A 14,822-nucleotide genomic window follows, 5' to 3' on the forward strand; every position below is an offset into this window, starting at 1 on the left:
ACCATTTTACCTACTTTGATTTAAGGAACTTATGAATTTTATCCTCCAAGAGTTATGTCTTGATTGTCGTACCAATCTAGTGCATCATAAAAGTGTTTTTGATTGAAATCTGGCCAGTAATCATCAACAACAAAAAAATCTGAGTATATAGACTGAACTGGTAAAAATCCACTTAATCTTCTTCTTCCTCCCCAACGTATGATTAAATCTACTCTAGAAATATCATTTGATTGAATTTGATTATTTATATTGTTACTTAAAGAAGTTGATTTCTTTAACTGATATAAATCCCACTTCCAGCTGTAATTCACCAGAAAATTAACCTTCATTCCGCCATTGCCAAAAATTTTTCTCTCAGTATAAGGAATTAATTCTTCTGGAAACATAGGTGATTTTGTATTTCCTACCACCAAAAGAGAAGCATTTTCTTTCGAGAGTATGTTTACTGCATTTATACAAGCTTTTGTAAAAGCTTTTCTCTGTTCCATTGGCCTTTTAGTATTGTCTGCGGTAAATCCGTAATAAGTTACTTCTTTAACTCCTGCCTTTTGACATAATTTAAATAGTAAAAGACCTGGGTCAATTCCCTGGTCATATCCTTTTTCTTTGGATAGACCTTTCCCTTCAGCCCATCTTCTATTCCCATCAGGTATTATTCCTATGTGACTTGGTATTTTCATGTCGACCACCTCAACTTTTACATATATAATAAATGTTTTCCTATGTATTATTAGCATTATTATTAAAACTAATTCAAAAATAAAGACAAAATTAAAAATCCCCTGATTTCTTTATCAGGGGATTAGTTTATCATGGAGTTTTATTTTCATAAGTCTTTATTAAATTATAATTCAAGATATCATCAGAATATCTCAATTCTTCTAAAGCCTTCTCTTTAATCTTTTTTAACTCTTCAGTTTCAGGTATTACATCCCCTGAAGCTATATCATAATATTGATTGGACCATGAAATATAAAAGATCTTTCCGTCAGTAAAAGAACCATTCCTGAAAATCACTGTGCTTTCAGATGAGTTTAATATATCCTTCCCTAGCATATATTTATTAGGCAAATTAAATAAATTTGCTAAAGTTGGATACACATCCATTTGTGCTGAATAGGTACTATTAACACCCTTATGCTCATCTTTAGGAAAGTGTATTAACATAGGTACTTTTTGATATTGATACCAATCTAAATCTGTAGGATTATCAACCCCTTCAAATTTATACAACTCTTCAGCATAATCTTTTGGAATAGCACTATGATCTCCATAAATAACAATAATTGAATTATCCATCATCCCATCTTTTTCAAGCTTATCTAAAAACATTCCTAATTGCTTGTCAGTATAATGGATTCCTCTAAAATAATTTCCTAGCAAAGTGTCTTCATAATCTTCTGCCTGGAAGTTTCCATAGCCCTCCCCACCATCATAAGGGAAGTGACTGCTTAAAGTCACCATAAAGGAATAAAATGGTTGCTTTAGATTTTTAATCTTTTCATAGGATTGATTAAAAAAGGATTCATCACTAAGCCCTAATCCCACTTTTTCATTTAGTTCAAAGCTATGTTCTCCATAAAACTTATCAAAACCTTCTGTTTGATACATAACGTTTCTATTCCAAAAGCCTTCTATATATCCGTGAAAAGCAGCTGTTTGATATTGCTTTTCTTTTAGGGCCTTAGGCAATGAATTAAGAGTGTTCCCTGTATATTGATAATAAGCCGCTCCTGAAGCTGCTGGATACAAAGAATTGTTTACCATAAATTCTGCATCAGAGGTGTTACCACTAGCTACTTGATAAAAAAGGTTATCAAAATACATACTTTTATTTATCCACTTATTCAGGTTTGGAGTAATTTCTTCTCCATTTACCTTTTTATTTATTACAAACTGCTGCAGAGCTTCTACCTGTATTACAATTAAATTTTTCCCTTCACCTTCTCCAGCAAGATTTACCCTGTTAGTTTTACTTTTCTCTTTTAAAAAAGATTGAACTTCTTCTTTTCTATCCTGGGGAATTTTCTTTGATCTATTTATTTTATTTGTAACAAAATTATAACTATCTAAAACATGGAAGTTAATATTCCCTAAAACCTTTGTTAAATAAAGTTTATTGCTCATGGTTTTGATTAACAAAGGCTGATCTTTTGATAATTTATAAATATATCCTCCATCAAAGGCAACCCCTAAAGAAAATATAACTATAAATATCATAAATCTCAATTTAAATTTAAATTCTTTTCTTTCTATGTTCTTCATCACTCTCATTAAGGGAATAAGTAAAATTATATCTAAGAAATATAGAAAATCTATAGGTTTTATTAAAGCTCCCACACTAGATGCTACACTCTTAAGTAGAAAGCTGTCCCTTACTGCTGCTATAGAAATAACATCTTTAAAATATCTATAATAAACCGTATCTGCAAATAAAATCAAGGTAATAATTATATTCATTATATAAAAAAAGTTTTTTCTACCATTATTTTTAAACAGATATCCAATAGCTACAATAGGTAAAATTGAAGCCATAACTGGCGGTTGCAAAAATAAAATATTAAAAAATTCTGGTGAAATTTGCTTTCCATAATACAAAACTTTAACTGTTACTATAATAAAAAAAGAAACTACTTCCCAGTGCTGCATCCATTGTTGTTTTATATTTAACCAAATGTTGCTTAAGGTATTTTGTGAATTGTATTCCACTATATTTTTATTATCCATTTCTTTCTCCCGTCTTCAAAGTTAATATCAATATACACTTTTATATACATTAATTAATGCTACTAGTTAAAAGTGACATTTCTATAACAGTATTATTAATAAATTGTAAACAAATATAGTCTAATATTTTTTCCCTGCTTAAAACTATGCCATTATTAGCTGAAAAATACATTAATAAATCATACTCCTTTGTTATTATATTATTTGATTTAAATGACATCAATAGTGTAATATTGTAAACAAATCATAAACTCTAAAAAAACGCATTGTAAAAACAATACGTTTTAATAGATAATAAAAATTTTATTTACTTATTTATCTACAACATCCAGCTCCTGTATTACCTGTCTGCTCAATGCCTCCTTTAGGTAATTCACTTGCTTTACTATATTTTGATTTATATAAATAACCATATACAAAAACAATGCCTACAACCATAAGGATTATAAATATTACGCTAACTAACTTCCTTTTACTCACAACTACCATCTCTATTCTACAAATACATCTTTAACAAGTTTATTTACATCCGTTTTTTCATCAAGTATACCTTGTTTTTTCATCTCTTCAAGAGTTTTTGTAAAATCAGCCTTTGCCTTATTTTTGTCTCCTATGAACTCATAATCACCAAGAAGTTTGCTGTTTTCAACCTCATCACCGCTACTTACATATTTATTATCAATAGTAATCTTAGCTGCTTCTGTTGGATTCTTTTGTACCCAATCTGTTCCTTCAGCCCAAGCTTCAGTAATAGCTTTAGCTATTTCAGGATTGTTTTTAACTATATTTCCACTTACTCCTGTATAGCAGCAATAATTATCCATTTCGCCATTTTCATTATTTGCATTTCCGAATATCTTTCTTGCCTTACCCGACAATACAGCTAGAGCACCATAGGGATCCCAAGCGGCAAATGCATCTATATCTCCCTTTTCTAAAGCTTGTTGAAGCTGTGCTTGAGGATATACTCTCCAATCTATATCTTTTTTAGCATCAATATTAGCTTTACCTAATTCAATAGATAAAAGCACCATAGGCACTCCTCCTATTGAATCTACACCTATTCTCTTCCCCTTTAAGTCGCTAACTGATTTAATCGGTGAATTTACCGGAACAACACCTTGAATACAGCCGGTGTGTACTCCGTTGGTTAGTTTAATATCTAATCCTTGCTCAATTCCCTTAAACATACCTGGTGAAATTTGAGCTCCGTCTATTTTACCTGAAGCTAACCCTTCTTTAAGAGTTTCAGCATTGATATTAACAAGTTTTACATCTAATCCGTGCTTTTTAAAAATGCCTTTTTCAATGGCAACATATAAGGGTGCTTCACAAGTTCCATTATAGGTACCTAATGTGATTTCCGTTAACCCTTCAGCATTTTTCTTTAATCCTTTACTCTTTTCACTACTACCATTGCTGCAACCTGATAATAATAAAGTAATAGCTAATGATGTACTTAAAATTTTTAAAATACTTTTTTTCATAATGCACTCCCCCTAATAATAAAATAATCTTATATATAATAATTAATTTCTTCCTCTTCTTTAACAAAGTTTAACAATTTTAAAATCTCATTACGTAAGAGTATAAATTCTTCACTATTTCTTTTTCTCTTATATTTCATATCTACCTTTATGTCCTTTACAATGTGGCCTGGTCGTGGGGACATAACTATTATTCTATTGCTAAGATATACCGCTTCATCTACATCATGAGTAATCAAAACCATTGTATTTTTACGCTCCTGCCAAATTCTTAAAAGTTCATCTTGCATATACATGCGAGTAAAGGCATCTAAGGCTCCTAAGGGCTCGTCTAAAAGCAATACCTTAGGATGATTAACCAGTGCTCTTGCAATAGCTGCACGCTGCGCCATTCCTCCAGATAATTGATGAGGATAAGCTTTTTCAAATCCTTTTAACCCTACAAGTTCAATATACTTATTGACCTCCTCTTGTTTTTGCTTATATACCTTTCTAGCAACCAATCCTGAGGCAATATTATCATGCACATTAAGCCATGGAAATAAAGTAGGATCTTGAAACACCAATCCACGCTCATGACCAGGCCCAAGAATTTCAACATTATCTAAAAGCGCTTTCCCTGTAGTGGGCTTTTGTAACCCTGCAACTATCCTAAGCAAAGTAGATTTACCACATCCACTGGGGCCTACTATTGACACAAATTCATTTGGTTCAATGGTTAAATTTATTTCATCTAAAGCTAACATTTTATTTTTTTCATGGTTTATAAATTCACAACTTAATTTATCTAGTGTTATTCTTCCTTCACTATTTATCACTTAATTAACCCCCTTTGCCATATAAGCACCTTATCTCTAACTTTAAATAATAAGCTTATAATTGTTGAAAACAATAAGGACATAACCGCAAGACTTGCATATACTTTTTTATACTCTGCCCAACCTTGAGCCCAGTTTATATACCAACCAAGACCTGCTTTAACACCAAGCATTTCAGCTACTATCAATGTAACAAAGGAGGTTCCTAGTCCCATAAATAAGCCAATAAAAATATTTGGCAATGCGGCAGGAAGCGCCACTTTAAATATTAGGTATGATTTATCCGCTCCTAATGTCTGAGCCACTTCAAAATATGACTTTCGTACATTGGCAATACCAGAGCTTGTCATAACAGTAACTGGGAACCACACTGCTAAAGCAATTATAAATATACTTGCAGTAAAGCTTGTAGGAAATACTGTCATAGCAATTGGAATCCATGCCGTTGCAGGTATTGGCCCAACAATCTTTTGTAAGGGTGAAATCCAGTAATTTAATTTAGGACTCCATCCTATCATAGTACCCGTTACTAATCCTAATAAAGCTCCTATTAAATATCCTATGGATAGCATCCTTAAAGAGTATAGTGCACTCAATAAAAGCATCTTCCAATCCGTTATAATCACATCTACGATTTGTCCTGGTGCTGGAAAATAAGGTAAAGGTAATATAGACAATTTAGCTGTGATGATCTCCCATAGAGATAAAAATAATATAATTGCTGTAATTAGTGGAGACTTTTCCTCTAACCAATATCTTAAAGAAAAATATTTAAGAGAAGTCATAATTAATACTATAAATATCAACGTCACTCCAATAAGTACAGGTATCCAAAATGCTATTTTGTAAACTACAAGTTTATTTGGCAGCAACTTACTAACTAAAATTGTCACTATAACTGACAACATTGGGTAAAAGATTTTAAAGTTAAGTTTCTCTTTCATGTAGAACCCTCCATTAAACTTTATATATATATATCCTATATGAATACTAGGTATTTATACAAAAATTAATTCAGCTTCTAGTTATTTTTAAGCTGATTTCTGGTAAATATTATTATTCCTCATAAATATGTATAATTTATAGATATCAAATTATAATTAATATATGTTTACTATGTTTTCCTTATAAGAAAAATTATATATATTTGTCACAGCTTTGTCAACGATTTTTAAAAAATATTTTAATATTCCTATGGGATTAATATCTTTTACGTCTATATGTATTATAAAAAAGCAGGAAAATTCTTTTAGAATCCCCCTACTTCTTAAGTGTATTGAAGCTTTATTAAGCTTTATTATTCTTGTATAGCTTTTATTATGCCTTCAGCAATACCTTTGGCAGCCTTATTTTGAAAATCATTGTTAACCAAGAGCGCTTCTTCAGTAGCATTGCTTATGAAAGCCACTTCTACCAGAGCCGCTGGTGCTTTTGTGTAGTTAAGAACATAGAAATTTGCAGTTTTAACTCCTCTATTATACAATCCTATAGCATTTACAAGTCGACTTTGTATTGCTCCTGCTAATTTTTGACCTTGTACACTACCTGGTGAATAATAGGTTTCCGTACCATGGGCGCTTGGAATAGAAGCGCTATTGGCATGTATAGATATAAAATATTTAATATTTTCATTATTAGCTATTTCAACACGTTTTTTAAGATCTGCTGCCTCATTTGAAGGCCAAGATACTCTATCACTATTTCTTGTATATATAACATCAATACCATTACTTTTTAGTATTTCTCCAACCTTAAGTGTTATAGCTAAAGTTACATCCTTTTCAAGCTTTTTAGTAGGTCCTACTGCTCCTGGATCATATCCACCATGTCCTGGATCTAAAAGCACTTTTATGGACCCTCCATTTAAAATTTTATTTAATAGTTCATTAGATATTACCCCAGTTCCTCCTAATACTTTCATATTAAATATGCTCTCTAATTTGGAATTTAGCAAAGAATTTTTCATATCATAAGAATTGCTAACTAAGATTATAGGGGATAATGTTTTTGCTGCTGCTGCAGATCCAGACAAGGCATCAGGAAAAGCTAGTCCATTTGCTATGTAAGTACTATCAAAAGTAATTGCATTTAAAAACTCACTAATTACCGCCTCATTAGTCTTGTACCTATTTTGTCCACCTAATCTTTTGAAATTTTTAATATTTTGGATAGATTCATTTTTAACAGAAGCTTCCCCACCTACAACATAATAATTGCTTTCATTATTAGTGGTAATAAATTTTTCAACACTATCTGGTAACTTTTTAGACCTAGTAAGAAGTATGGGGGCTCCCTTTATAGCAGCCATCGGTGCCGCTGATACAGCATCTGGGAAATCCTCACCTGAAGCTATGAATATATCATTATATGTACCTAAGACTTCTGCTACCTTCACACTTGTCTCATATCTATCCGCTCCATATATTCGTGTAGACTCTATGCCCATATCCTTTAACTGTTTTTCTACATTTTCAGATATAACGCCAGGTCCACTTATTATAAAGGCATTTTTTGCATTTAGTCTTCTTATTTCTTCTGTCATTTCCTTACTTATAGAAGAGTTTCTGGTTAACAAGATTGGTGCATCATACTTTTTCGATAAGGGCGCTGCGCTTAAAGCATCTGGGAAATCTTCGCCTGAAACTAGTATTATGTAGTTTGAAACTTCCCAATTATTTTTAGAAACTTGTATGGAGGTTTCATACCTATCATTTCCTCCAAACCTCTCTACTGTGGGAGCCGCAAATGCCTTACTATCCCGCATATGTAGTGCAACGAAAAAGCAACATAAAAATACTAATAATTTTTTCCTTAAGGTCATTAATATTCCTCCCTCATTATTATATATTTTTTATTGTAGCACAGATTTTAACTATTACTTCTGGTATTTAGTGGTAACAGCATGCGCACCTATTTCCCATATACTGAAAACATTGAGTTCTAAGGAAATTATTAAAATTTTATTAAATATTTTAGTGATTTAAAATAAAAAGTAACTAACTTAGTTAAATTAACTAAATTAGTTACTTCTTTAATATCTCCATACTCTAATTGTTCATATCACCATTTTTTTCTTAAAAATTTTCTCTTTTCATCAGGTAGATCTAAAGCTAAAGTCCCTCCTGGATTCATAATATTATTAGGATCAAAATGCTTCTTTAATGCACGATATAATTCTAATTGATTGCTTCCAATCTGACCTTCTAGCCATGGTGCAGTCATCTTGCCTATGCCATGGTGGTGGCTCATAGCAGCTCCATATTTTTGTATATTGTCCAATATACCTGATTGATACTCTATATAGTCGCTGATCTCATTCATTTTAGCTATAAATATAAAATAAAGATTTGCTCCCTGTGGATATACATGGGACATGTGAGTCATGCATATAGTATTAGGCCTGCTTTTACAAAACTTCCTAACTCCTTCATGAACTTCTTTCATATTATCCCAGTTAACAGAGCACTCTAAAGTATCCGTCATTATGCCATAATCTTGAAGATCTTCCCTCATATATGGGTCTCTAAACCTTCCATGTTCCCAAGCCTTTGTCACATAACCTGTTGTATACATAGCGCCGTATTTTTTGCATATTTTATGAACTTTTTTGTTTACTAACTTTGCAAAATCCTTCTCTCCTTCTGCAAATCCAAGGAAAATACATCTTTCCATGGGCTTATATCCCTTTATAGCCATAAGCTTATCAATTACCGTATCTTCTACACCATAAAGCTTCAGCATTACATCTGTTTCTTCAGGATCTGATAATCTAAATACAGATGGAAATCCGAATTGTCCCTGCATTATTTCACGAGCTGCATTTCTTCCATCTTCCCAAGTTTTAAATATATAACTAAATCTTTTTATATTTTCAGGCATATATTTAAATACCTTTAAAGTTACATTTACAAGAATACCAAAGGCCCCCTCACTTCCCATCATTATTTCATCTATTGATGGCCCTGTGGCATTAGCAGGGTATTCATCGCTCTTTATAATTCCTATTGGAGTAACATATTCTTGACTTATAACCATATCTTTAATATTGCCATAATAGGTTGAGTTTTGACCTGCACCTCTTGTAACCACCCATCCTCCTACAACCGAATACTCAAAGGATTGAGGAAAGTGTCCACAGGTATATCTTATTTTGGCATTAAAATTTTCTGGTGCCTTATTTAAAGTTTCCTCAAGTTTTGGTCCACTCATTCCAGCTTGTACTGTAATAGTTTGATTTACTTCATTGAAACTTACAACCTTATTCATATGAACTCTCATATCTAGAGAAACTCCGCCATTCATACACTCAACTCCACGGGTAACGGAAGATCCTCCACCATAAACATATACCGCAATTTTTTCATCGTTGCAGTATTTTACTATATTTATAATGTCCTCTTTATTCCTTGGGTGTAATACTAAATCAGGTATATTCTCTACAATACCCTGCCTAAGTCGCATTAAATCAAACATAGTCTTTCCGTAAGCAATTTGAAGTCTGGAGTAACTATCCATCTTAACATTCTCTTCACCAAGCATTTCTTTGAATTTGTTTACTTGTGTTTCATTAAGTTTTATAGGTTTATCAAAATCTACTTTCTCAAGACCCATTTTCTGCTTGGTCTTAAAATCTTCATCGGTCATATTAAAGGTTTTTTTCATAAGTCCATAAAGTTTCTTGTTAGGATGTTTAAACTCTTTAGGATCCCCCCATTTTAATATAGAACGATAACTCCCCTCTGGAGGTGCTTCTTTATGCCAATCTGGATAGAAATCATTATTATTTTTACTCATTACACCCATCCTCCTTACTTAAATTCTCATTCCCTGTTATCTCTCTTATCTCCTTATAAAGTCCCTTAAGAGCAGGATAAATCTTTTGATACACGTTATTATAAAGTTGGGAATATATTTTTACATTTTTGCTATTAGGCTTGTAATCTTTTATATAATTCACCATATTTTTAACAGCCTCATTATAGTTCTCATAAATACCTAAAGCTACAAAGGCTATAATTGAAGCACCAAGACCAGATGTTTCATAAGTTTGAGCCTTGTATATAGGTCTATTTAGCATGTCCGATGTTATTTCACATATAATGTCACTTTGAGAACCTCCTCCAGATAGAAAAACTTTATTAATCTTCTTATGAGATTTACTTTCAATTTTATCTATGCCATCTAATAATCCATAATTTATTCCTTCAATTATGGCTCTATATATATGTGCACGGGTATGGACATCACTAAAGCCTATTATTGCTCCTTTGGCTTCAGGCATTTTAAGTCCTGGTGTCCAATAAGGTTGAAGCATAAGTCCTTGAGATCCTGGAGGTATTTCTATAAGCTTTTCGTTTAAAACCTCTTCTGGAGGTATATTTCTCTCTTGTGCCTCAATCATCTCTCTATGAGCAAATTCTTTTTTAAACCAAGTTATCATCCAATACCCTCTAAATATCTCTACTTCAGGGTTATAATATCCCTTCATTGCAGCTGGATAAGCAGGCATAAAAGGAATTGGTTCAAAATATTCTTTAGAGGTGGTTTGTACTGTTGCAGTGGTGCCAAAACTTATGCTAGCACAATCAGAACTCATGCATCCATTTCCTAATGTTTCGCAAGCTTTATCTGAGGCTGATGCTATTACAGCTGTGCCTTCAATTATCCCCGTATCCTTTGATGCCTTTTCTGTTATTTTTCCTATTATGTCACCTACCTCAACTAATTCCGGTAGCTTTTCCCTTTCCACTCCAAAGAGATGCCATTTGTAACTATTATCAGATTGAGGCCACTGCTTTTTCTTATAATCAAAGGGAATATGTCCTACTTGATTTCCTATGGAATCAATGAATTTCCCTGTTAATTTATAATTTAAGTAGCCTGAAAGCATTAAGTATTTATAGGTATTTTTCCATATTTCAGGCTGGTTTTCTTTAATCCAATGAGATTTGCTTTTTTTCATGGTTATATCTACTGCTTCATTCATCCCTACTGTACGAAAGGCAAGTCTTTTCCCCACAGAAAATTTTTCTGTGCAAAGAGCATTTCTCTGATCAAGCCACAGTATACAATTTCTTAATGGTTCTCCATCTATATCTACATTTACACAGGTATCTCTTTGGGTGGTTATAGATACTCCTATAACCTGTTGCCACAAGTCTTCTACTTCTTCCTTCAATGCTTTGGTGGCAGAACATATAGCATTATAGTAAACCTTTGGATCCTGTTCTGCCCATCCTGGGTTTTTCGAAATATATGGCTCAAATTCAACCTTTTTTTTACCTTTAAGTTCTCCATATTTATCAAAAAGTAATGCCCTTACACTTTGAGTTCCACAATCAATTGACACTACCAGTGGTTCCAAAACTCATTCCCCCTTTAACCAAAGATTCATGTCAGAGGTAGAAACTATATTTACACCACTTCCTAATATATTTTTTACCACTATGTCTCCACAACACATTAATCTATCAACAACAATCTTCTCTAGGGTATTCATCAGAATAAATATATCTTTCTTCGGTATTTCCCCATCAGTTTTTACAGGCAGTCTTGGCATATCCTTATAAATTGTCTTAACTGTAGTAGTAAGGCTTCTACGTGGGTTTTCCATTTCATTTATTGCAAAAACTTCTCCCCTAGAACATAATCCTCCAGTGACCACCCATTCATTTTCTATTTTTTTAACCACTAGATTGCAGCTATTTGGACATACTATACAGGTAAGCTCCTTCATTTTATCTCCCCCTGCATCATCACTTCTATTTCTTTTCCTAAAATGGGTTTTATATTATCTATATTAATTTCAATCCTTTCCATCTCTGGCGGTCTTAAATTTCTATATTTTTTCATATATATTATTCTATTGTTATATTTTACCTGAACTATGATATTCTTACGTATGTCCTTAGTTCTAAAATACAATATTATTTTTTTGTTCTGAGACATGATATCAAAGCTTTGAGGAACCACATATAGAAAATCTTCATTCTTACACCCTATATTATTTAATTCTCGCTTTTCCTTATTCCTAACATAGCTAGCAGCGCTCTTTCCTGCAATAGAACCGCTTTCTGATACATAGTCCACTAAATCATTTACATGTAATGCATTTCCACAAGAAAATACTCCTTCCACTGAAGTCATCAAGTTTTGATCAACATATGCCCCTTTTGTCCTCCCATCTATTTGTACTCCTAATTTTTCAGCTATTTCGTTTTCTGGTATAAGACCTACCGATAAAATAACCCCGTCACATTCTATTATCTCTTCAGTTCCACTTATGGGATTCATATTTTCATCTACACTAATTATCTCTACCCCTTCTACCCTGTCATGACCAATTATTCTATTAATGGTTTTTGATAAATAAAGAGGAATAGAGTAATCTTCTAAACATTGAACTAAATTTCTTGTTAAACCTGAGGGAGTAGACTTAGCTTCATATACCCCTAACACCTCTCCTCCTTCAAGAACGAATCTTCTTGCCATAATTAGTCCAATATCACCGCTTCCAAGAATCACACATTTCTTACAAGGAAGATATCCTTTTATATTCACAAAATATTGCGCTGTACCTGCTGTAAGTATTCCTGCTGGTCTATCTCCATGAATAAATACCTGTCTTGAGGATCTTTCTCTACACCCATTAGCAAGCACTAAGGAAGAAGAACTTACTTTATATAATCCTTTATTTCCACTGACTAAGGAAATAATAAAATTCTCTTCAGTTTTCTCTATATTCACTACAAAAGCTGATGTAACAATTGATATATTACTTTCTTCTACCATTTTTACATATCTTTCTGCATATTCAGGACCAGTAAGTCGCTCTTTAAACTTTATAATTCCAAAACCATCATGTATGCATTGTTTTAATATTCCTCCTACTCTACCTTCCCTTTCCACAATTAATGTTTTTGCTCCTATTTCATTAGAAGATAATGCTGCTGCTAACCCAGCTGGGCCGCCTCCAATTACTATCACATCATACTGTTCCATTTGCCTCCTCCTTCCATAAAACTTTGGTTTCAGAGACTAATATATTAGACTTCCTTCCTTTTTTAGTTACCTCTATTGGCTTAATATTAGCTTCTTCACTTATTATTTCCGTTATCAAAGGAGTGCAAAATCCTCCCTGACATCTACCCATTCCTGCTCTTACTCTTCTTTTAATAGCATCCAAACTATTTATTTTTACAGGAGAATTTAACACATCTATTATTTCTCCTTTACTAATTTCCTCACAACGACAAATAATCACTCCATAATCCGGTCTGTTTTTTATAATTTTACTTCTCTCTTCAAAAGAAAGCTTACTTAAATCGGGTATACCCTTTCTTATTGGATTAAAATCAACTTTCCTATATACATTCTTAGATTGAGAAAGTACTTCTATTGCAATACTAGCTATATCCTCTGCTATTGCAGGAGCTGAAGCTAATCCTGGTGATTGTATTCCCGCTGCATGAATTAAATTATGGATATACTCCGATTTTTCAACTATGAACTCTTCTTCATATGTAGCTGCTCTTATACCTGTAAAATAAGTTATTATATCCCCTTTATACAATCCCTTTACTAAGGGCAAATGTTTATTTATAACTCCCTCTATATTTTCTCTATTACTACTATAGTCCTCCCTTAAGGGTTGTTCATAAGCATCTGGCCCAGCTAATATATTATCATCTATGGTTCTAACTAAGCCTCCTCCTTTTGTATTCCCTGATCTTTGACTTATAGAAGGCATAGCCAATACACGATTGAAAAGCTCCCCTTTCTTTTTATCTAATATTAAAACTTCTCCCTTTCTAGGATGTATTGTAAAAAATTGATCCCCTGCCATTTCTGCTATTTTATCAGAATACACCCCTGCTGCATTTATAACAATACTGGGATATATTTTCCCTCTGTTGGTATTTACAACCTCTATTTTATTTTTTTCAACCTCTATAGATTCAACTATAGTATTTAATGATAATTCTAATCCATTCATTACAGCATTTTCAGCAAAGGCCACAGTCATCTTATAGGGTGATAAAATCCCTGTGGTTGGAAAGGAGAATCCTCCAGCTGCCTTCTCTGTGATGTTTGGTTCTAATTTTCTTAGTTCTTTTAATGGCACATGCGTTACACCTTCCACTCCTAGCTTTTTAGCTCTGTTATACACTATAGGTGCTACGACTTTCATCCAATGCTTTTCGTATAGAATAATATTCCCTCTTCTTTTAAATTCCACATCTAATTCTTCTGCAATTTTTGTATACATTTTGTTGCCTTTTACGTTGTAGTAACCCTTTTTGCTTCCTGGTTTTGAGGCTATACCTGGATGAATCATACCATCATTCCTTGAAGAAGCATGGACTGCTACATCATCCTCTTTTTCTACCAGTAAAATTGAAATATTATATCTAGCCAATTCTCTTCCTATGGCACTACCTATAACTCCACCTCCAATTATTAATACATCTACACGCCTCCCATGTAGTGCAGAATCATTTAATATTGGTTTTTCAATAGGAGGGATTATTAAGTCTTTTACCTGAATTTTATTTACCACTCCCTTAAATCCTTTTCCTGCAGCAATTTTGCCTGCTGTAATCACCTGATGCCAGTTATCTACTTCTCCTTCTAGTACGATGGAATCCCTCCACTGCCTGCAATAGATCTTAGAAGATAATTTTTTATTAATACTCTCTTCAATATCTTTTAATATTTTTTTCATACCCCACCCCTACTGTCATAATGTTGTCCGAACATCCTATTTAGTAATATCTTATTATTAGCATTA

12 protein-coding genes are annotated in these 14,822 nt (G+C 32.8%); all 12 read right to left on the bottom strand.

Annotation, left to right across the window (positions count from 1 at the left end):
- Nucleotides 1-38: 38 nt before the first annotated feature.
- The 12 genes from RYO54_RS05225 to RYO54_RS05280 all read right to left on the bottom strand — a co-directional run bounded on the left by RYO54_RS05225 (nucleotide 39) and on the right by RYO54_RS05280 (nucleotide 14,756).
- Complete coding sequence (locus tag RYO54_RS05225) at nucleotides 39-680, bottom strand: undecaprenyl diphosphate synthase family protein (protein WP_315116409.1); 642 nt, start codon at nucleotides 678-680, stop codon at nucleotides 39-41.
- Between the two features lie 130 nt (nucleotides 681-810).
- Nucleotides 811-2,649 carry an LTA synthase family protein gene (locus RYO54_RS05230; protein ID WP_315116531.1) on the bottom strand — a complete coding sequence of 613 codons (1,839 nt, stop codon included), beginning with the start codon at nucleotides 2,647-2,649 and terminating at the stop codon, nucleotides 811-813.
- Nucleotides 2,650-3,042: 393 nt separating this feature from the next.
- Complete coding sequence (locus tag RYO54_RS05235) at nucleotides 3,043-3,207, bottom strand: hypothetical protein (protein WP_315116411.1); 165 nt, start codon at nucleotides 3,205-3,207, stop codon at nucleotides 3,043-3,045.
- 11 nt (nucleotides 3,208-3,218) lie between these two features.
- Nucleotides 3,219-4,214 carry an ABC transporter substrate-binding protein gene (locus RYO54_RS05240; protein WP_315116413.1) on the bottom strand — a complete coding sequence of 332 codons (996 nt, stop codon included), beginning with the start codon at nucleotides 4,212-4,214 and terminating at the stop codon, nucleotides 3,219-3,221.
- Between the two features lie 29 nt (nucleotides 4,215-4,243).
- A complete protein-coding gene (locus RYO54_RS05245; RefSeq protein ID WP_399549078.1) occupies nucleotides 4,244-5,032 on the bottom strand; it encodes an ABC transporter ATP-binding protein in 789 nt (262 codons plus the stop codon).
- A complete protein-coding gene (locus RYO54_RS05250; RefSeq protein ID WP_315116415.1) occupies nucleotides 5,029-5,976 on the bottom strand; it encodes an ABC transporter permease subunit in 948 nt (315 codons plus the stop codon). Before RYO54_RS05250 ends, RYO54_RS05245 begins: the two co-directional genes overlap by 4 nt.
- A 353-nt stretch (nucleotides 5,977-6,329) precedes the next feature.
- The gene (locus RYO54_RS05255) at nucleotides 6,330-7,853 is read right to left on the bottom strand and encodes a cell wall-binding repeat-containing protein (protein WP_315116416.1); all 1,524 of its coding nucleotides are present in this window, start codon (nucleotides 7,851-7,853) and stop codon (nucleotides 6,330-6,332) included.
- A gap of 239 nt (nucleotides 7,854-8,092) precedes the next feature.
- Nucleotides 8,093-9,826, bottom strand: coding sequence for an FAD-binding oxidoreductase (locus RYO54_RS05260; RefSeq protein ID WP_315116418.1), 1,734 nt, complete (start codon nucleotides 9,824-9,826; stop codon nucleotides 8,093-8,095).
- Nucleotides 9,819-11,396, bottom strand: a complete 1,578-nt coding sequence (locus RYO54_RS05265; RefSeq protein WP_315116420.1) for an FGGY-family carbohydrate kinase — start codon at nucleotides 11,394-11,396, stop codon at nucleotides 9,819-9,821. The genes RYO54_RS05260 and RYO54_RS05265 overlap by 8 nt, the downstream gene beginning before the upstream one ends.
- A 3-nt stretch (nucleotides 11,397-11,399) precedes the next feature.
- Nucleotides 11,400-11,768, bottom strand: coding sequence for a DUF1667 domain-containing protein (locus RYO54_RS05270; RefSeq protein WP_315116422.1), 369 nt, complete (start codon nucleotides 11,766-11,768; stop codon nucleotides 11,400-11,402).
- Complete coding sequence (locus tag RYO54_RS05275; protein WP_315116424.1) at nucleotides 11,765-13,033, bottom strand: FAD-dependent oxidoreductase; 1,269 nt, start codon at nucleotides 13,031-13,033, stop codon at nucleotides 11,765-11,767. The genes RYO54_RS05270 and RYO54_RS05275 overlap by 4 nt, the downstream gene beginning before the upstream one ends.
- Nucleotides 13,020-14,756, bottom strand: coding sequence for an NAD(P)/FAD-dependent oxidoreductase (locus tag RYO54_RS05280; RefSeq protein WP_315116425.1), 1,737 nt, complete (start codon nucleotides 14,754-14,756; stop codon nucleotides 13,020-13,022). Before RYO54_RS05280 ends, RYO54_RS05275 begins: the two co-directional genes overlap by 14 nt.
- Nucleotides 14,757-14,822 lie beyond the last annotated feature (66 nt).

Source organism: uncultured Clostridium sp. (assembly GCF_963515715.1).
Taxonomy (GTDB): domain Bacteria; phylum Bacillota; class Clostridia; order Clostridiales; family Clostridiaceae; genus Clostridium_AW.

Excerpts from the sequence above, each read along its gene's own strand:
- RYO54_RS05260 (WP_315116418.1), bottom strand. The coding sequence starts at position 9,826 with ATGAGTAAAAATAATAATGATTTCTATCCAGATTGGCATAAAGAAGCA.
- RYO54_RS05240 (WP_315116413.1), bottom strand. The coding sequence starts at position 4,214 with ATGAAAAAAAGTATTTTAAAAATTTTAAGTACATCATTAGCTATTACT.
- RYO54_RS05255 (WP_315116416.1), bottom strand. The coding sequence starts at position 7,853 with ATGACCTTAAGGAAAAAATTATTAGTATTTTTATGTTGCTTTTTCGTT.
- RYO54_RS05270 (WP_315116422.1), bottom strand. The coding sequence starts at position 11,768 with ATGAAGGAGCTTACCTGTATAGTATGTCCAAATAGCTGCAATCTAGTG.
- RYO54_RS05280 (WP_315116425.1), bottom strand. The coding sequence starts at position 14,756 with ATGAAAAAAATATTAAAAGATATTGAAGAGAGTATTAATAAAAAATTA.
- RYO54_RS05230 (WP_315116531.1), bottom strand. The coding sequence starts at position 2,649 with ATGCAGCACTGGGAAGTAGTTTCTTTTTTTATTATAGTAACAGTTAAA.
- RYO54_RS05250 (WP_315116415.1), bottom strand. The coding sequence starts at position 5,976 with ATGAAAGAGAAACTTAACTTTAAAATCTTTTACCCAATGTTGTCAGTT.
- RYO54_RS05275 (WP_315116424.1), bottom strand. The coding sequence starts at position 13,033 with ATGGAACAGTATGATGTGATAGTAATTGGAGGCGGCCCAGCTGGGTTA.
- RYO54_RS05225 (WP_315116409.1), bottom strand. The coding sequence starts at position 680 with ATGAAAATACCAAGTCACATAGGAATAATACCTGATGGGAATAGAAGA.